Raw genomic sequence first — 18,192 nt, 5'->3', positions numbered from 1 at the left:
CACGCCAATATACTCCGCCGACCACACCTCTCTTTACTTTTCGAGAAAGCGCCATCAAATCACACGAGGAATATCCTGAGTCATTGGAGGTCGCTCAAGAGTGCCACGAAGACTTGTCGTAACTACTTCAAACTACGCTATTGCCGCCATTTGTATCCGTCACTCCCACTCGATGGTGCCTGGCGGTTTGCTCGTCACGTCGTAGACGACGCGGTTGATGCCGCGTACCTCGTTGATGATGCGGGTGGCGGCTGCTCCCAGGAATGCCATGTCGTAATGGTAGAAGTCGGCCGTCATGCCGTCGACCGAGGTGACGGCGCGCAGCGCGCAGACGAACTCGTAGGTGCGGCCGTCGCCCATCACGCCGACGGTCTGCACCGGCAGCAGCACGGCGAAGGCCTGCCAGATGGCGTCGTAGAGTCCGGCCTTGCGGATCTCGTCGAGATAGATGGCGTCGGCCTCGCGCAGGATCTCCAGCTTTTCGCGGGTGATGCCGCCCGGACAGCGGATGGCGAGACCGGGACCGGGGAACGGATGCCGGCCAATGAAGCTGTCGGGCAGGCCGAGCTCCTTGCCGAGCGCCCTCACCTCGTCCTTGAACAATTCGCGCAGCGGCTCGACCAGCTGCATGTTCATGCGTTCGGGCAAGCCGCCGACATTGTGATGCGACTTGATGGTCACCGACGGGCCGCCGCTGAAAGAGACGCTTTCGATGACGTCGGGATAGAGGGTGCCTTGTGCCAGGAAATCGGCGCCGCCGAGCTTCTCGGCCTCCTCCTCGAACACTTCGATGAACAGCCGCCCGATGGTCTTGCGCTTCTTCTCGGGGTCCGACTCGCCCTCGAGCGCGCCGATGAAACGGTCCGCAGCGTCGACCAGGATCAGCGGCAGATTGTAATGCTGGCGAAACATCTCCACCACGCCTGATGCCTCGTCCTTGCGCATCAGACCGTGGTCGACAAGGATGCAGGTGAGCTGGTCGCCGACCGCCTCATGGATCAGCAAGGCCGCGACCGAGGAATCGACGCCGCCCGACAGCGCGCAGATCACCTTGCCCTTGCCGACCTGTTTGCGGATCGTCTCGACCGCGTGCTCGCGGTAGGCGCGCATCGTCCAGTCGCCTTCGATGCCGGCGATGTTGTGGACGAAGTTGCGGAGCAGCCTGGCGCCGTCCGGCGTATGCACCACTTCGGGGTGGAACATGAGGCCGTACATTTTGCGCTCGACATTGCCGAAGATGGCGAAGGGCGAGCCCTCCGATTTTCCGAGCACCTCGAACCCCTTCGGCAGGGAGATGACGCGATCGCCATGGCTCATCCACACCTGGTGGCGCTGGCCGGGCGCCCACAGGCCCTCGAACAACGGGCTGTCCTTGGCGATCTCGACGAAGGCGCGGCCGAATTCGCGATGGTCGGAGCTTTCGGCGACGCCGCCCATCTGCACGCACATCGCCATCTGGCCATAGCAGATGCCGAGCACCGGCACGCCGGCATCGAAGACGATCTGCGGCGCGCGCGGGCTGCCGATGTCGCCGGTCGAGGCCGGGCCGCCGGACAGGATCACCGCCTTCGGATTGATGCGCTTGAACGCCGCCTCGGCCGACTGGAAAGGCACGATCTCGGAAAAGACGCCGGCCTCGCGGATGCGGCGGGCGATCAGCTGGGTGAACTGGCTGCCGAAATCGACAATCAGGACGGTGTCGGGATGATTGGCTGTTTTCATGGCGAGCGTTTAGAGAAAGAAACGAGTCGGCGCAATGGGTTGTGAGGTCGCGCTTTCACTTCGATTCCGGTGTGTCGTCCTGAACGCCAGAGGCTTTGTCCAATGCATCAGTTTGCGTTGTATCGAGTGACCGCAAGGCGCCCATCAGCGCCGCGAAACGCTCGTGACCAAGGCGGGCAACATAGCTCCGTTCGATCTGCAGCTTGATGCGGTCGCCATCGCGCAGGGCGTCCAGGCCCTTGCGGGTGTAGCGCACAAGCTTGCCGCGACCGTCTTGCGGATCGGGCAGACGCTGCAACACACCTTCCGTCTCCAGGCCATCGAGCAATTGCTGAATCGCCTGCTTTGAGATCGCCGAGCGCTCGATCAGCGCCGACTGGCGCATGCCGCCGCGCGGGATGTGTCCAAGCAGGCCGGCACGCGCTTCGGTGAACCAGTGATGGCCGGCAGCGCGCATCGCAGCGGCGAACTCGGTCTGCCAGGCGCGGCTCGCCTGCCACAGCCGCCAACCTATGTGATCCGGCAGCGCTTCAGGTTTTTCGTCAAGGTCCTTGACCAAATTCTTCTCGCCCGATACATAGTCAAGCATCTTGACTACTAGTTCACTCTAAGTGGCGATGCCGGTCAAGGCAATCGGCGACTTCAATTCAGGAGGAAATCATGGCAGCACTTCAGAAGGAAACCCTTGCAATGCTCATTCCGGGCATGACCCACGTGTTGGAACGAAACGGCAAGGAGGCTTACGTCTATTTTGAAAGCGAGGGTGCCGCGCACATGCTGCTCGACGATGGCGAGGCGCGAAGCGGGCGCTGGCGGATGCTCGATGACGGTTATGTCGCCGACTGGGACACCGGCGCGACCGGACGCTGGACCCTCGATCACGAGCCCGGGTCAGTCACTTACATCAATCGCGACAACGCCGTTCGCTTCAGGATGATCGGCGTGCTGTTCGGCAACGCTAAGAACCTGCCGCCCCAACAAGCTTGAAGTCGATCGCGCCCGAGGCGATCGCCTGTTCCAGCAGCTGAACCGCCGCGGCCAGCTTCTCGTCGATGACGTGCAGATATTCGATCCAGTCGCCGACATGCCTCAGATCGGCTGCCCCGTCGGAAATGCCGCGCAGGCCGATAAGCGGAACGTCGAACAGCTGGCAGGCGCGCAGGCAGGCGAAGGTTTCCATGTCGACCATGTCGGCGGCGATCGTGTCGTAGGCGGCGCCGGAGACGATTGCCGCCCCGGTCGACAGCGCCGCCGGCCTGATGCCTGGTATCCTGAACGGCAGCGGCACGCTGACAGGCAGGTCGAGGAACGGCGTGGCGCCCTTCTCGAACCCAAGGGGCGAGGCGTCCATGTCGCGGTAGGCGACTGAAACGGCCTGGTAGATTTCCGTCTGCTCCAGCGTCCGGCTGCCCGCCGACCCGAGCGACACGACGAGATCCGGCAGCGCCTTCCCGGCGTGCAGCCGGGACAGTTCGGCGCCGAGCCCGATACCGGCCTCGACCGGTCCGACGCCGGTCAGCAGCGGCGTGAACAGCCGCTGCAGGTGTGGACCGTATTCGGCTTCGGCCGCCATGACGAAGAGAACGGACTTGCCGGATATCAGGGTGAGCTCACCAGGTGCCTTGCCGGCCATGATCGTCCATCCTCCCCTGCCCGTTCCTCAGCCCTCGATGCCGTCGCGGCCGAGCACCGTCATCATCGTTCCGGTCATCGTGGCGATCAGCTTGGCCTCGCCATCGACGGCGAACGCATAGGCTTGTCCGTCGGCGACGATGATGGTGCGGCCAGGCTTGGTCACCGAGCCGCGGAACAGGAAGCGCTCGCCCCTGCCGGGCGCCAGCAGATTGACCTTGAACTCGATGGTCAGCACGCCGGAATTTTCCGGCATCAGCGAGAATGCCGCATAGCCGCAGGCCGAGTCGAGAGCCGTCGAAATGACGCCGGCATGGAGAAAGCCGTGCTGCTGCGTCAGTGCCGCAGAATAGGGCATTTCGATCTCGATGATGCCGGGCGTCACCAGCGTCAGCTCGGCGCCAATCGTCATCATCGCGTTCTGGCGCGCGAAGGACGTCCTGACGCGGTCCTCATAATCGGGAGCAGGAACGATCTTTGCTGCCATGGCCGTCGCCCTTCGTTTCTCGGCAAATCTTATTGCAAAGGCATTTATCGCAGAGGGGTGAGCGGCAGGCAATCGCAAATGCTGCACTGCAGCATTCGGCTTAGCCCTGTATCGATGGCAACGATTCAGCCGGCCCGCCGCAGCGCGCAGAAGTAAAAGCCGTCGGTGCCGCTCAGCAATGGCGACAGCGAAATGCCGCCCGCAGCGCCTATCCGCATTGCCGCTTCGTGGCCCGCAAAACGGCTGTCCCAAAGCTGGCGGTGATCGAGCGGGACAAAACCGGGATGGCGGTCCCGGAACGCCGAAACCTGGTCGCCATTTTCCTCGTCGAACACCGAACAGGTGATGTAGACCAGCAGGCCGCCGGGTTTGACGAAGTCCCTGGCGGCATCGAGGATTGTCTCCTGCTCGCCCTTGCGGGCGTCGAGCTGTCTCTGCGTCAATCGCCATTTGGCGTCCGGCCGGCGCCGCCAGGTGCCGCTGCCGGTGCAGGGCGCATCGATCAGGACCATGTCCATGTGCCTGCCGAGCGGCGCGAGCTCGGCCGGCTTGGTGACGATCTGCACATTGCGGTTTTCCGAGCGGCGTATGCGGTCGAAGATCGGCGCCAGCCTGGCCTTCTCGGCGTCGTGGGCGAAGATCTGGCCGCGATTATCCATCGCCGCGGACAGCGCCAGCGTCTTGCCGCCGGCGCCGGCGCAAAAATCGAGCACCTGCATTCCAGGTTCGGCGCCGGCCAGTTCGGCCGCAATCTGGGAACCCTCGTCCTGAACCTCGAACCAGCCTTTCTGGAAGGCCGGCTCGGCCTGCACGTTCGGGTGCCTGCCGTCGCCTTCGATCGGCGGGATGCGGATGCCGTGCGGCGCGATCCGGGCAGGCTTGGCGCCGGTCTCCGCCAACTCGGCCAGCACCTTGCCGCGATCGGCCTTCAGCGTATTGACCCTGAGGTCGAGCGGCGGGCGCGTCGCCAGCGCGGCACCCTCTTCCACCCAGGCCGTGCCGAACGCCCGTTCGAACAGCGGCATGCACCAGTCGGGGATGTCTGCCCTGACGGCCGGCGGCGCATCGGCAAGCCGGCGAGCCGCAAGCGTTGTCAGTTCGTCGGCGGTAAGCAGCGGCGGCGCGAACTTGTCGCCCTCGAGCGCCTCGTTCAGCGACTGCGCCGTCTGGCCCCATTCGAGCAGCAGCGCGCCGAAGCCGATGGCGCGCGGCGTGTCCTCGCCGAGCAGCCAGCCGGCCGAGCGCTTGCGGCGCAGCGCGTCGTAGACGATGTTGCCGATCGCGGCGCGGTCGCCGCCACCGGCGAAGCGGTGCGACAGGCCCCAGTCCTTCAGCGCATCGGCCACCGGCCGGTGACGCCGGCCAATGTCGTCAAGCACTTCGATGGCTGCCGCCAGCCGCCCGCCCAGTCTCATTGTCGTCTTCCATTACTCAGCAAATTAATTCCGGCCCTGCTCTTAGAGCTTTTCGTGCCCTGATTGAAACAGTTCTGTTTCGCCGACGGCGAGACGATCCATGCCGAGGGGTGACGAATGTGGGTTGGTGCATCGCGAGCCGCGGCCACCAGGCGGGCGCCGGCATGCGGAACGAAACAATTCGATCAATATATTACACGTTTCTAATGTGCGTGTCTGGTGCTCACAAGCATAGCGGCTTGCGCAACTGCTCTGCTTTGCAAGTTTTCCGGTTGCGAATACTCTTTGCGCGGTGATTCGCGTCGCAGAAAAAGCGGAGCCGCGGATCGATACGAGGAGAGGGCAATGAAAACTTATCTGGCGGAAGTTCTAGGCACGTTTCTATTGGTGTTCATCGGCACGGCTTCGGTGGTGACGGGTGGCTTCGGCGGCGCGCTGCCGCTTGGCCAGGAAGGCATCGGTCTGGCGTTCGGCATCGGCCTGATCGCGGCGGCCTATGCGATCGGCCCGATTTCCGGCGCGCATCTCAATCCGGCGGTGACGCTCGGTGTGTTCCTCGCCGGGCGGATGCCGGCCAGGGACGTCATTCCCTACTGGATCGCGCAGATCATCGGCGCCATCATCGCGTCGTTGGCGCTGTGGATCATCGTCTCCGGACAGGTCGGCGGTCACACCGGCGGCTTCGGCGCCAATGGCTGGGATGTGACGAAATGGGGCGTCAGCTCGGCCTTCCTGTGGGAGCTGATCGGAACCTTCACCTTCGTCACGGTGATCCTCGGCGTCACCAACGCCAAGCACACGACGGCGTTCGCCGGCCTGGTCATCGGCCTGACGCTGGCGGGCCTGCATTTCGCCATCATCCCGGTGACCGGCACATCGCTCAACCCGGCCCGTTCGATCGGCCCGGCGCTGTTTTCGGGAACTGCGGCGATCGGCCAGCTGTGGCTGTTCATCGTCGCGCCGCTGATCGGCGGCGCCATTGCCGGCGTGGTTGCCAAGGCCGGTATCTTCGAGAAGGACTGACTTTTCGGAAGCCCAACGAAAAAGGCGCGGGTCGAGGCCCGCGCCCTTTTTGTTGCGTCGAGAATTCGTATGCCCGGATCAGGCCGCGAGGTCAAAACGGTCGGCGTTCATCACCTTGGTCCAGGCGGCGGCGAAATCCCTGACGAACTTCTGCCCGGCGTCGGCCGATCCGTAGACCTCGGCAAGCGCACGCAATTGCGCGTGCGAGCCGAAGATCAGGTCCGCGCGGGTGCCGGTCCACTTGACCGCCCTGGTCTTGCGGTCGCGTGCTTCGTAGACTTCATCGGAGCCGGCGGCCGGATCCCAGACCGTGTTCATGGAGAGCAGGTTAACAAGGAAATCGTTGGTCAACGTGCCCGGCCTGTCGGTGAACACGCCGTGCTTCGATTGGCCGGTGTTGGCGCCGAGCACCCGCAACCCGCCGACGAGCACCGTCATCTCCGGCGCCGTCAAGGTCAGCAGCTGCGCCCGGTCGACCAGCATCGCTTCGACCGACATCGGCTGCTTGCCCCTGACATAATTGCGGAAGCCATCGACTTTCGGCTCGAGCGCGGCGAAGGACTGGACGTCGGTCTGTTCCTGCGAAGCGTCCATGCGGCCCGGCGTGAAAGGAACCTGCACGTCATGGCCGCCGTCCTTGGCCGCCTTCTCGACCGCGGCGACGCCGCCGAGAACGATCAGGTCGGCAAGCGAGATCTTCTTGCCGCCGGACTGCGAGTTATTGAAGCCCTTCTGGATGCCTTCGAGCGTCTCGAGCACCTTGGCCAGCTGCGCCGGCTGGTTGACCTCCCAATCCTTCTGCGGCGCCAGCCGGATGCGGGCGCCGTTGGCGCCGCCGCGCTTGTCGGAGCCGCGGAAAGTCGAGGCCGAGGCCCAGGCGGTCGAGACCAGTTCGGAAACGGACAGGCCGGAGGCCAGGATCTTCGCCTTCAGCGAGGCGATGTCCTGTTCGCTGACCAGCTCGTGGTCGATTGCCGGTATCGGGTCCTGCCAGATCAGCTCTTCCTTCGGCACGAGCGGGCCGAGATAGCGGACGGCCGGACCCATGTCGCGATGGGTCAGCTTGAACCAGGCGCGGGCGAAGGCATCGGCGAACTGATCAGGATTCTGATGGAACCGCCGCGAGATCTTCTCGTAGGCCGGGTCGACGCGTAGCGCGAGGTCGGTGGTCAGCATCGCCGGCGCGCGGCGCTTCGAGGGATCGTGCGCGTCCGGCACGGTGCCTGCACCGGCGCCGCCCTTCGGCGTCCACTGATGGGCGCCGGCCGGGCTCTTGGTCAGTTCCCATTCGTAGTTGAACAGATTGTCGAAGAAGTTGTTGCTCCATCTGGTCGGCGTCATGGTCCAGGTCACCTCGAGGCCCGAGGTGATGGCGTCGCCGGCAATGCCGGTGGCATGCTTGCTCGACCAGCCGAGGCCCTGCGCCTCGATGCCGGCGCCTTCCGGCTCCGCCCCGACCAGCGATGCATCACCGGCGCCGTGGGTCTTGCCGAAGGTATGGCCGCCGGCGATGAGCGCCACGGTTTCCTCGTCGTTCATGGCCATGCGGGCGAAGGTTTCGCGGATATCGCGCGCCGCGGCCAATGGATCGGGCGTGCCGTTCGGCCCTTCCGGGTTGACGTAGATCAGCCCCATCTGCACGGCGCCGAGATGGCCCTGAAGTTCGCGGTCGCCGGAATAGCGCTCGTCGGCGAGCCACTTGGTTTCCGATCCCCAGTCGACGTCCTGCTCGGGCTCCCAGACATCGGCGCGGCCGCCGGCGAAGCCGAAGGTCTTGAAGCCCATCGATTCCAGCGCGACGTTGCCGGCGAGGATCAACAGGTCGGCCCAGGAGATTTTCCTGCCGTATTTCTGCTTGACCGGCCACAGCAGCCGGCGCGCCTTGTCGAGATTGGCATTGTCCGGCCAGCTGTTGAGCGGCGCGAAACGCTGCTGGCCGGCGCCGGCGCCGCCACGGCCGTCGCCGATGCGATAGGTACCGGCGCTGTGCCAGGCCATGCGGATGAAGAGCGGGCCGTAATGACCGAAATCGGCCGGCCACCAATCCTGCGAATCGGTCATCACCTGGTGCAGATCCCTGATCACCGCATCGAGATCGAGGCTCTTGAATTCCTTGGCGTAGTCGAAGTCCTCGTCCATCGGATCCGAGAGGCTGGACTGCTGGTGGAGGACGCCAAGGTCGAGCTGGTTCGGCCACCAGTCGCGGTTGGTCCTGGCGGCCGGTCCATGTGGGACCGGGCATTTGCCGGCGCTGTTGTCGTCGGTTTTCGCGTCCATCTTTGCCTCCGATTTGTTGATTTTCCGGGATTTTGTTGATTTTCCGGGCAGGGCCAGCGGCCGCGCCATTCCTGGAATGGTTCCAGACTAGCCCGCCCAGCCGATAAAGACAAATTGCCTTTGCTGTTTATTCTGATAGGTTTTCCTTATGATCGGTTTGACCGTCCGGCAGATGCATTATTTCGAGGCGCTGGCGCAGACGCTGCATTTCGGCCGTGCCGCAAAACTCGCCGGCGTCAGCCAGCCGGCGCTGTCTTCGCAGATCGCTGAGATGGAGCTGCGGCTGAATTGCCGTCTGTTCGAGCGCGGCGGCAAATCGGTGCGCATGACCGACGAAGCGCAGGTCCTGCTGCCGCGCATCGAGCGCATTCTTGCCGACGTCCGCGACGTGGAGGCGACGGCCCGGCGCGGCCGCCCGGCGCTGGAAGGCCGCTTCCGGCTCGGCATCATCCCGACGGTGGCGCCCTATCTGCTGCCGCATGTGCTGCCGGAGCTGAAACGGCATTTCCCGGCCTTACAGCTGGAACTGCGCGAGGCGGTGACCGCGTCGCTGGTCGAGGACGCAAGCTCGGGGAAGCTCGACGCCTTCGTCGCGGCACTGCCCCTCGATTACCACGGCCTGGTCACCGAGGAACTTTTCTCGGACCGGTTCTTCCTTGCCGTGCCGGCCGGCGACCCCGCCTTCGCCTCACCGCCGGTGCCGCCGGAAAGCCCGGCGCTGGAAAGGCTGATGCTGCTGGAGGAAGGCCATTGCCTGCGCGAACAGGCGCTCGCCGTCTGCGGCAGCGTGCGGCCGGTGGCGATGGCAAGCTACGGCGCGACCAGCCTGACGACGCTCTTACAGATGGTGGCGCACGGGCTCGGCGTCACGCTCATCCCGGAAATGGCGGCAGGGCCGGCCAGCACTATCCCCGATCTGAAGATCGTGCCGTTCCAGGAACCGATGCCGCAGCGCACGATCTGCCTCGCATGGCGGCGCAACAAGGTTCGGCACGACGAATGCGTCGAACTGGCGAAGATCATCCGCGGGCTGGACGCGGCGGTGCTGGCGGCGTGAGCGGCTGAGGTTGGTCAAGGATCCGGTTTTAGCCCCGAAGCGAACCCGCAAGCGCCTTCGAGAGGAACGACTTCAGCCCTTTTCCCAGGCTGCGAGCAACGGGCCTTTGCTTCCATAGACAGGGTCCTTGCGCGGGCGGCCGACCCTGGGGATCGTCATGACTGCCTTGGCATGGTCGGCGGCGGTCGTACACAGGTCATAGGTGCCGGATGGAGGATAGGCGCCGACAACGAGAAAATCGTCGGATGCGGAAAGACGCTGGTGCCCGGTGCCGGCCGGAAGCACCGCGACGTCGCCGGCCTTCAGCGACAGCGTTCGTCCCTTGCTGCCGCCAAAGCGGACATTGGCCGTGCCGCGCGCAACGCCCAGCACCTCGTGTATCCGCGAATGGTAGTGGACGTAGCCGTAGATGCCGTTGCGCCAGCTATCGCCCCAGCCATTTGCGTCGAAAAGCGCCTCCATGACCGCCGCCGGATCGAATTCCTCGGGCAGCTTGACGGCGCCGCGATAGACGACAAGCGGCCAGAACGGATGGTTGGGCACCAGGCCATCATCCCTGAACCGAAATTCATTCGCTTTGCGCGGCCGGAGAAGATCGGAAACCTCGCGCTTGCCCGGCCTGGCAACGCCGGTGACCTGCTCGACGGCTTTCTTCGTGGTTTGCAGAATACTCATGGCGTGGCCTCGGTTGGTGGGGAGCTTCATGCCGACTTAACCGGCTGCACGGCGCTCGGTTCCGCTGAGGGCAGAGATCTGCGATCTGTGCGGTCGGCATTTGACGTCCGGGCACATCGAAGCCGCCCAAGTTTCAAGACTTGAGCACCGCAAGCATGTGAATATCCAATCGGTCCCGCCGCTGTGTCGTCCCATGGCACGGATGAGACGATACACTGTTTACCACAGCGCTCGCGACGGCTCGCGAAACGGACGACCCGCAGAGGCTTTTTCGTGTTATGATGCACCTGCAACGCGCGTAATCTCGACCTCGGCAACATGGCAAAGGTCGAAAGCAATTTTTGCCCTGGCGTCCCCCAGCACGGACTCAACTCCGGATGGCTGAGTGTGCTTATCCGGGGCGAGGAGGTTGTCCATGTCCACGAGTAATGTCGAACGCCCGCTGCAGCCGGGCGACCGGGCGCCGAATATTATTCTCGATGCGATCTCCCGCGAAGGCAAAATCGCGCTCACTGATTTTCGAGGTCGTAGCCCATTGTTGATCGGCTTGTTTCGAGGCCTGCACTGTGCGTTCTGCCGGCGCAATGTCGCGGCTATGGCGCAACTCAAGCCGGCCCTGGCTGAGAAAGGCGTCGAATGCCTGGCGGTCGTCAATACGCCGGTAGAGCGGGCACGGCTCTATTTCCGTTACCATCCGACACCCGATCTTCTCGCCGCGTCCGACCCGGAGCGGGCCTCGCACCGTGCTTTCGGCTTGCGCGAGATCGGGATGGACAAGGTCATGGGGATCCGTATCGATCTCCCGGGTGAGTTGCCCGAGCCTATGGACCCCATCGCAATAAACGAGTTGCTCAACAAGAAGGAGGGGTATGAGATTACGGAAGCCGATCAGCAGATGATGGCTTCCGCTAAGGAGCTGCTGGTTGGTCAGTTTCTCATCGACCGAGGGGGCATTGTACGCTGGAGCTTCACTGAAGTTCTGGAGGCTGGCCTCAATACCCCCAAGGCGCCGAATCCGGAGGAATTGATGTCAGCGGCTTCCCAAGTTGCACATTAATGGGCTGCGGAAATAGGCGGCTGACAACTCGCTCGACGACCGCGCCCTTCCCGCTCACTACCGGGGAAAGGCCGTCCTGGGTCAAAACCTGAAGATCGTGGATGACCGCTTCGCGTCCGATCTCGGCCGTAGAGATCAGCTTCTCCGCGTCCTGAAAGCAGACATCGCAAGCGAGGACTCCGGAGGTCGCGGTTGCGCCCTCAAGCCCCGCCCGGTCGACCAGATAGAAGATCGCATTGGCCTCGCCGCCCGGCATCGTCTCGCTGAACTGGATGCGGCTGTTAGGCTGGATCAGACCGAGCAGGGTCTCCGCCGCACCTCGACGCCGAGATCGCGCAGATCGTGGCCGTTGCCGCGCCGCGCCGATTTTCTGGAGTGATAAGCCGCGCCCGACGCGGCGAATTCGTAACCCTACTCGGCGGCCGTCTCCGATGGCGCCTCTGCCGGCCCCGAAGGCTCGGCCTCGGCACGGGGCTTGCGCCGTGAAAACAGCGACCTGAGCGTGACGTAGAACACCGGCGTCAGGAACAGGCCGACGAAGGTGACGCCGAGCATGCCGGAGAATACCGCGGTGCCGAGCGACTGGCGCATTTCTGCGCCCGGGCCCGTTGCGATCATCAGCGGCACGACGCCGAGGATGAACGAGAAGGCGGTCATCAGGATCGGCCGCAGCCTGAGCCGGCAGGCTTCGACGGCAGCCTCGGCGGCCGACAGCCCGCGTTCCTGCGCCTGCCGCGCGAATTCGACGATCAGGATCGCGTTCTTGGCGGCAAGCCCGATCAGAACGATGAGGCCGATCTGCACGAGGATGTTGTTGTCCAGCCCTCGGAACGACACGCCGAGCAACGCCGCGAGCACGCCGAGCGGCACCACCAGCACAATGGCGAACGGCAGCACCCAGCTTTCATATTGCGCCGCCAGCGCCAGAAACACGAACAGCACCGACAGTCCGAAGATATAGACAGCGGCATTGCCGGTGTTGCGCTCCTGATAGGCGAGCTCGGTCCATTCATAGGAGGTACCGGCCGGCAGCGTCTTTGCCGTGATCCCTTCCATCAATGCCAGCGCGTCGCCCGTGGAAACGCCGGGCGCGGCGTTGCCCTGCAGCGGCACCGAAACGTACATGTTGTACCGCTGGACCAGCGCCGGGCCGGTGACGTCGCGGATCTCGACCAACGTGCCGAGCGGAACCAGCGCGCCGGTCGCCGAGCGCACCTTCAGTTTCAAGATGTCGGCGCGATCGAGACGGAACGCCTGGTCGGCCTGCGCCCGCACCTGGTAGACGCGCCCGAAAGCGTTGAAGTCGTTGACGTAGGCGGTGCCCAAATTGATCGACAGCGCCTCGAAGATGTTGGGGATCGGCACGTTCAGGATGCGCGCCTTGTCGCGATCGATCGCCAGGAAGAATTGCGGGCTCGACGCGGAGAACGTGGTGAACACGCCCGTCAGCCCCGGCGTCTTGTTGGCCTTGCCGGCGATTTCGTTGGCAAGCGCCAGGATCTGCCGCATGTCGGCGCTGTTGCGCTCCTGGATCTGCAGCTTGAAGCCGCCGGCATTGCCGACGCCGCGGATCGGCGGCGGCGGCAGTGCGATAATGAAGGCTTCCTTGATGCTTTGCAGGCTGCCGAACAGATTGCCGATGACCTGGGTCGCCGACTGGCCGGCTTTCAGTCGCTCGTCAAACGGCTTGAACCTGGCGAAGATCACGCCCGCGTTGCTGGCGTTGGTGAAGGTCGCGCCGGAGAAGCCGGCGAAGGCGACTGCGTAGTCGACGCCTGGCGTTTTCTGGATGATCTGCGACGCCTGCTGGATGACCGCATCGGTCCTCGACAGCGAAGCGCCGTCCGGCAACTGGATGACGACGATCGCATAGCCCTGGTCAAGCGACGGAATGAAACCGCGCGGCACCGACTGCACCATGTAGACCGTGGCGTAGATGAGGGCCGCGAAAACGGCCAGCATGGCGGCGATCGTTATCCACGAGCCGACCAGCACGCGGATGATGCTCGAATACCAATGGGCGACCCTGTCGAAGCCGCGATTGAAGCCGTCGGCGAGCGCCCGTCCGAACCGCGCCAGGAAAAAGCGCGGCGGCGCCGCCGCGGCGTGATGCGGCTTGAACAGCAGTGCGGCCAGCGCCGGCGAAAGCGTCAGCGAATTGAATGCCGAGATCGCCGTCGACACCGCGATGGTGATCGCAAACTGCAGATAGAACTGCCCAGAAATGCCGGGGATGAAGGCTGTCGGTACGAACACGGCTATCAGCACCAGCGAGATCGCGATGACGGCCGTTCCGACTTCGTCCATGGTCAGGTGCGACGCCGGATTGGGCGCCAGCCCTCTGGCGATATTGCGCTCGACGTTTTCGACCACGACGATCGCATCGTCGACGACGATGCCGATCGCCAGAACTAGGCCGAACAGCGTCAGCATGTTGAGCGAGAAGCCGGCGGCGTAAAGCACCGCCAGCGTGCCGATCAGCGACACGGGGATCGCCACGATCGGCACGATCGCCATGCGCCACGATTGCAGGAAGACGATGATGACGATGATGACCAGCAGCATCGCCTCGAGAATCGTCTTGTAGACCTCCTGGATCGACTCGGCGACGAACTCGGTCGGATTGTAGACGATGTCGTAGCTCAACCCCTTCGGGAAGTCGCGGGAAAGCTCCTTCATCTTGTCCTGGATCTCCGCGGCTGCGGCGAGCGCATTGGTGCCCGGCCGCTGGAAGATGGCGAGCGCCACCGCCGGTTTGCCGTTGAGATAGGAGTTGGTGACGTAATCCTTGGCGCCGAGCTCGATGCGCGCCACGTCCTGCAGCGAGATCAGGCGGCCGTCGTCGGTCGATTTGACGATCACGTATCGGAAGTCGCGTGCGTCGTTGAAGCGGCCTTGCGTGGTGACCGTGTACTGGAACGCCGTGCCGGTGCTGGTCGGCGGCGCGCCGATCGAGCCGCCCGACACCTGGACGTTCTGGTCGCGCAACGCCTGCACCACATCGCCCGAGGTCATCCCCAGGGCGGACAGTTTTTCCGGATCGAGCCAGATGCGCAGCGAATATTCGCGTTCGCCGAAGATGATGAGGTCGCCGACGCCGTCTAGTCTGAGCAGTATATCGCGCACCCGCGAGCGGGCGTAGTTCGAGACGTAGAGCTGGTCGTAGTTATTGTCGGGCGACAGCATGTGCACGACCATCATCAGGTCGGGCGAGCTCTTGGTGGTGGTGATGCCGAGGCGACGGACTTCTTCGGGCAGGCGCGGCTCGGCGACCGACACGCGGTTCTGCACCAGCACCTGAGCCTGGTCGAGATCGGTGCCCAGCTTGAAGGTGATGGTCAGCGCCATCGCCCCGTCGCCCGACGAATAGGACGACATGTAGAGCATGCCCTCGACGCCGTTGATCTCCTGCTCGATCGGCGTTGCCACCGTCGCTGCGACCGTCTCGGCGTCGGCGCCCGGATACTGCGCGCGAACGACGATGGTCGGCGGCGCGATCTCGGGATATTGCGCGACCGGCAGCTGGGTATAAGCAATCCCGCCGAGGATCAGCAGGACGATCGAAACGACCGATGCGAAGATCGGACGGTCGACGAAGAAATGTGCGAACCTCATTGCTGCAACTCGGCGGTCTCGGCCTTGGGCGGCAACGTCACCATCTCGACCTTCACCTTGGTGCCGGGCCTGGCGTGCATCAGCCCTTTGACGATGATTGTCTCGTCGCCGGTCAGGCCCTGGCGGATGACCCGGTAGCCGTCGAGAAGCGGGCCGGTGCGCACGGGCTTCGCCGACACCATCCCGGCCTCATCCACCAGGAACACGATGCGGCGATCCTGATCGGCGCCGATCGCCTCGTCGGGCACCAGCACGCCGCTATGCGGCAGCGACCCCGGCACGTTGATGCGCCCGAACATGCCTGGCTGGAGAATGCCATCGGCGTTGGGAAACCTTGCACGCACCCGCATGGTGCCGGTCGCGTTGTCGATCCGGTTCTCGGCAAAATCGAGCTTGCCTTTGAATACCGCCTCCGCGCGGTCGGCGACGCGAACCACCACCTCGAGCCCGCCGGCGCCTTCCTGCATGCTGCCGCCGCGCTCCTTCGCGTCGCGGGCATAGCTGAAATACAGGCGCTCATCGACGTCGAAATAGAAGTCGATCGGATCGCGCGTAACGATGGTCGTCAGCAAGGTGGAATCCGGCTGCACGAGGTTGCCGACCGACACCAGCCGGCGGTCGATGCGGCCGGACAAGGGCGCCTTGATCTCGGTGAATTCCATGTTCAGGCTGGCCGTCGTCAGCGCAGCCGTCGCGCCCTGCATCTGCGCCTGCGCCGAAAGGTATTCCCGCCGGCGGTCGTCGACCGTCGCGGTTGAGATATTGCCGGTCTTGGCGAGTTCGTCGGCGCGATCCAGCTGCATCTTGGAGAATTCGAGCAGACTCTTGGCGACGTCCACTTGCGACTTGGCGGCATCATAAGCCGCCTGGTACGGACGCTCGTCGATGGTGAAGAGCAGGTCGCCCTTGTTGACCAGTGCGCCGTCCTGGAAGCTGACCTTGTCCAGATAGCCGCTGACGCGCGAACGGATGGCGACCTGGTCGACGGCTTCGAAGCGCCCGACGAACTCGTCGTCTTCGACGATTTCACGGACCACCGGCTTGGCCGCTGTCACCACGGGTAGCTGCTGGTCCTGCGCAAACGCAGTGCTGCTGAAAGCCATGCCGAGCAGGAATGCCGCCGACACGGCGGCGCGGGGAAGCCAGCCGGCCGATCGACAGGGTCGCCCGCCCGCGTCGCGATGCAATTGCCCATTCTCTGGGGTGTCCATTTGCGTCCTCGCTCGCTGGACCCGGAGGTCGGTTGATCCGCTTCTACGCTCAGGCTTTTCGTCGAGATCAGAGCACTGCAGTGTTGTGCATGGCAACATGATCATTTTCCATGTCGGCTGAAATGTCCACCCTGTGGCTGCCCCGCCACCCGCCACTGGCAACGCAGATCCACCGGGCGGTCCGGGACGCCATTGAGACGGGACGGCTAGACCCGGGAGCAGATCTTGGTCCCGTCGGGCTGAACGTCCGCAATCCTTCTTCAAACGTAAAAGCCGCCATTCCGCAATCGGCTGCAGATCGAGACGTTCAAGGCCTTGGTGCTAAGCGTCCGCCCACGGCGCAAAGGAGACAAATTGGCGCCCACCCCTCAAGCCCTCTTTGCTGTCACCACTCTCAATTCTCGACCATCGCCTCATCCGGAACTTCTGCGGCTCGCCTACTTCGCAACTCAATGCGGAAACGGATGACCGCTCGTTCGAAAACCGGTCGATAGTGGTTTGCCACCTCCCTCCAACCCTCACGGCACAAATATCAAAAACACCCAAGTAAAAAACACCACCAGATGCACCAAGCCGGTCAAGAACGTCGTTCTCTCCGTGCTAAAGCTTACATTGCATATGAAAAGCGCCAGAACCAAAAGCACCGTGTCGGTCGCCGGCAGCCCCAGGGTCAGGCCTCTTCCGGTCAGCAGGCTGGCGGCGGCGATTGCCGGTATTGTCAAACCGATTGTCGCGCAAGCCGAGCCCATGGCGACGTTCAGGCCACGCTGCAGCTCGTTGCTGAGTGCGGCGCGAACCGCCGAAATGGCCTCCGGCATCAGAACCAAGCCCGCGATCATCGCGCCGACAATGGCGTCGGCCTGCGGCACCTGGTAGGCGACGAGCGCATCCTCGACGCTGGCGGCGACCTGTTCGGCCAGCATGACGATGCCGATCAGCCCGATCAGCAGGAGAACAGCGCCGGCGGCGACGCTTTCGTGAGCGTCGGTTCGCACTGCGGCGCCATGCGCTTGTCCATCGATGAAATCGTCGCGGTGGCGGACAGTCTGCGCGAACAGAAAACCGGCATAGAGCAGCACTGAAAGGACGCTGACGAAGCCAAGTTGGGCCGCCGAAAACGTGCCGGGATCGGTGGTTCGCGTGTAGGTCGGCAGAATAAGCGTCATGACGCTGAGCGCGACCAGAACCGCCAGATAGGCGCTGGTCCCTTGCCGGACGATCGCCTGCTTGCGATGGCGCCAGCCGCCAAACGTCAGACACATGCCGACAACGCCGGTGGAGGTGATCATCACCGTCGAGAACACGGATTCGCGGGCAAGCGTCGGGTTGTTCGCGCCGTGCAGCATGATGGAAACGATGATCGACACTTCGATTGCCGTCACGGCGATGGTCAGCACCAACGTGCCGTACGGCTCCCCAACCCGCCTGGCCACCGCCTCGGCGTGGTCGAGCACCACGAAAATCGTGATGAACATGATCGCGCTCGACAGCGCGCCGATGAATATCCTGGTGCCCAGCGACCCTTCGTCCACCGACACCCCGCTGGCCCTGACCGCGACAGCCATCGCCAGCGCGGCCAGCGGCATGCCGTAGGAAACCGCCGATCTTGCGAGACCACTCATTGTCACCTTCTTGCCTTCCCGCAAATCCCGTGGAAGGGCGATTTGCAACCACTGTTGCGCACCGCGACCATCCAGAGAAATCGCATATGACAGGTCATGGCGCCATCGCAGCGTACCCCACCCCCTAGCCCCTCCCCACAAGGGAAGGACAATCGCACCCGCAGGAAGCTCGCGTGCTAGCCGGGCGTGTTGGCCTTGACGACCTTCTTGCATTCGGGCGTCAGCTCGCTCATGTGACCGGCCAGGCATTTGACGACGCGGCCACCGCCCGGCAACACGCCCTTGCACAATCTCTGGTAATCTGCTTGGCAGGCCTCACGCTCGGCCGCCGTCTGCGCCAGCACCGCGGTGGCTGCCAGCTGAGTTGCCAGGAAAAGCACGCCTAATCCAATCCGCATG

The 18,192-nt window shown here is 63.9% G+C and carries 15 protein-coding genes; 4 read left to right on the top strand and 11 right to left on the bottom strand.

Annotated elements, in window-relative coordinates; genetic code table 11:
- Positions 1-159: 159 nt before the first annotated feature.
- Together guaA and NKI58_RS07815 are read right to left on the bottom strand one after the other, a co-directional pair.
- Positions 160-1,722: a glutamine-hydrolyzing GMP synthase gene (guaA, locus tag NKI58_RS07820; RefSeq protein WP_352623139.1), complete on the bottom strand. Its 1,563-nt coding sequence runs from the start codon at positions 1,720-1,722 to the stop codon at positions 160-162.
- Positions 1,723-1,777: 55 nt separating this feature from the next.
- Positions 1,778-2,311 (bottom strand): MarR family winged helix-turn-helix transcriptional regulator, encoded by a 534-nt coding sequence (locus NKI58_RS07815; protein ID WP_352457584.1) that lies wholly within the window; start codon positions 2,309-2,311, stop codon positions 1,778-1,780.
- Positions 2,312-2,382: 71 nt separating this feature from the next.
- Here NKI58_RS07815 and NKI58_RS07810 point away from each other — a divergent pair, with 71 nt between their 5' ends.
- Positions 2,383-2,709, top strand: a complete 327-nt coding sequence (locus tag NKI58_RS07810; RefSeq protein ID WP_352457583.1) for a hypothetical protein — start codon at positions 2,383-2,385, stop codon at positions 2,707-2,709.
- Here NKI58_RS07810 and NKI58_RS07805 read toward each other — a convergent pair.
- The 3 genes from NKI58_RS07805 to NKI58_RS07795 all read right to left on the bottom strand — a co-directional run bounded on the left by NKI58_RS07805 (position 2,681) and on the right by NKI58_RS07795 (position 5,256).
- Positions 2,681-3,355, bottom strand: coding sequence for a 5'-methylthioadenosine/S-adenosylhomocysteine nucleosidase (locus tag NKI58_RS07805; protein WP_352623137.1), 675 nt, complete (start codon positions 3,353-3,355; stop codon positions 2,681-2,683). The genes NKI58_RS07810 and NKI58_RS07805 overlap by 29 nt on opposite strands.
- Positions 3,356-3,382: 27 nt before the next feature.
- Entirely contained in the window at positions 3,383-3,841 is a 459-nt protein-coding gene (locus NKI58_RS07800; RefSeq protein WP_023677140.1) for a PaaI family thioesterase, read from the bottom strand.
- A 125-nt stretch (positions 3,842-3,966) separates the two neighbouring features.
- Positions 3,967-5,256, bottom strand: a complete 1,290-nt coding sequence (locus NKI58_RS07795) for an RsmB/NOP family class I SAM-dependent RNA methyltransferase (RefSeq protein ID WP_352784888.1) — start codon at positions 5,254-5,256, stop codon at positions 3,967-3,969.
- A gap of 345 nt (positions 5,257-5,601) precedes the next feature.
- Here NKI58_RS07795 and NKI58_RS07790 point away from each other — a divergent pair, with 345 nt between their 5' ends.
- Positions 5,602-6,279 carry an MIP family channel protein gene (locus NKI58_RS07790; RefSeq protein WP_352641539.1) on the top strand — a complete coding sequence of 226 codons (678 nt, stop codon included), beginning with the start codon at positions 5,602-5,604 and terminating at the stop codon, positions 6,277-6,279.
- Between the two features lie 78 nt (positions 6,280-6,357).
- Here NKI58_RS07790 and katG read toward each other — a convergent pair whose 3' ends face one another.
- Positions 6,358-8,556, bottom strand: a complete 2,199-nt coding sequence (katG, locus tag NKI58_RS07785; protein ID WP_352784885.1) for a catalase/peroxidase HPI — start codon at positions 8,554-8,556, stop codon at positions 6,358-6,360.
- Positions 8,557-8,704: 148 nt separating this feature from the next.
- Here katG and NKI58_RS07780 point away from each other — a divergent pair, with 148 nt between their 5' ends.
- Complete coding sequence (locus NKI58_RS07780; protein WP_352784883.1) at positions 8,705-9,613, top strand: hydrogen peroxide-inducible genes activator; 909 nt, start codon at positions 8,705-8,707, stop codon at positions 9,611-9,613.
- A 72-nt stretch (positions 9,614-9,685) separates the two neighbouring features.
- Here the strand turns inward: NKI58_RS07780 and NKI58_RS07775 are convergent, their stop codons facing one another.
- Complete coding sequence (locus tag NKI58_RS07775; protein WP_352785201.1) at positions 9,686-10,288, bottom strand: cupin domain-containing protein; 603 nt, start codon at positions 10,286-10,288, stop codon at positions 9,686-9,688.
- 415 nt (positions 10,289-10,703) lie between these two features.
- Between NKI58_RS07775 and NKI58_RS07770 the strand changes: the two genes are divergently transcribed.
- Positions 10,704-11,345 (top strand): peroxiredoxin-like family protein, encoded by a 642-nt coding sequence (locus tag NKI58_RS07770; RefSeq protein ID WP_352593740.1) that lies wholly within the window; start codon positions 10,704-10,706, stop codon positions 11,343-11,345.
- Positions 11,346-11,756: 411 nt separating this feature from the next.
- Here the strand turns inward: NKI58_RS07770 and NKI58_RS07765 are convergent, their stop codons facing one another.
- The 4 genes from NKI58_RS07765 to NKI58_RS07750 form a co-directional block, all read right to left on the bottom strand.
- Positions 11,757-14,960 (bottom strand): efflux RND transporter permease subunit, encoded by a 3,204-nt coding sequence (locus NKI58_RS07765; protein ID WP_352784878.1) that lies wholly within the window; start codon positions 14,958-14,960, stop codon positions 11,757-11,759.
- Complete coding sequence (locus NKI58_RS07760; protein ID WP_051406143.1) at positions 14,957-16,063, bottom strand: efflux RND transporter periplasmic adaptor subunit; 1,107 nt, start codon at positions 16,061-16,063, stop codon at positions 14,957-14,959. The genes NKI58_RS07765 and NKI58_RS07760 overlap by 4 nt, the downstream gene beginning before the upstream one ends.
- Before the next feature lie 626 nt (positions 16,064-16,689).
- On the bottom strand, positions 16,690-17,793 hold the full coding sequence (locus tag NKI58_RS07755) for a calcium:cation antiporter (RefSeq protein WP_352785199.1): 1,104 nt from the start codon (positions 17,791-17,793) through the stop codon (positions 16,690-16,692).
- Positions 17,794-17,969: 176 nt separating this feature from the next.
- Positions 17,970-18,191, bottom strand: coding sequence for a cysteine rich repeat-containing protein (locus tag NKI58_RS07750; RefSeq protein WP_352450969.1), 222 nt, complete (start codon positions 18,189-18,191; stop codon positions 17,970-17,972).
- Between the last annotated feature and the right edge of the window lies 1 nt (position 18,192).

Source organism: Mesorhizobium sp. M0522 (assembly GCF_040321085.1).
Taxonomy (GTDB): Bacteria; Pseudomonadota; Alphaproteobacteria; order Rhizobiales; family Rhizobiaceae; genus Mesorhizobium.
The sequence above is the reverse complement of the archived record's forward strand: the minus strand, read 5'-3'. Positions and strand labels throughout refer to the sequence as shown.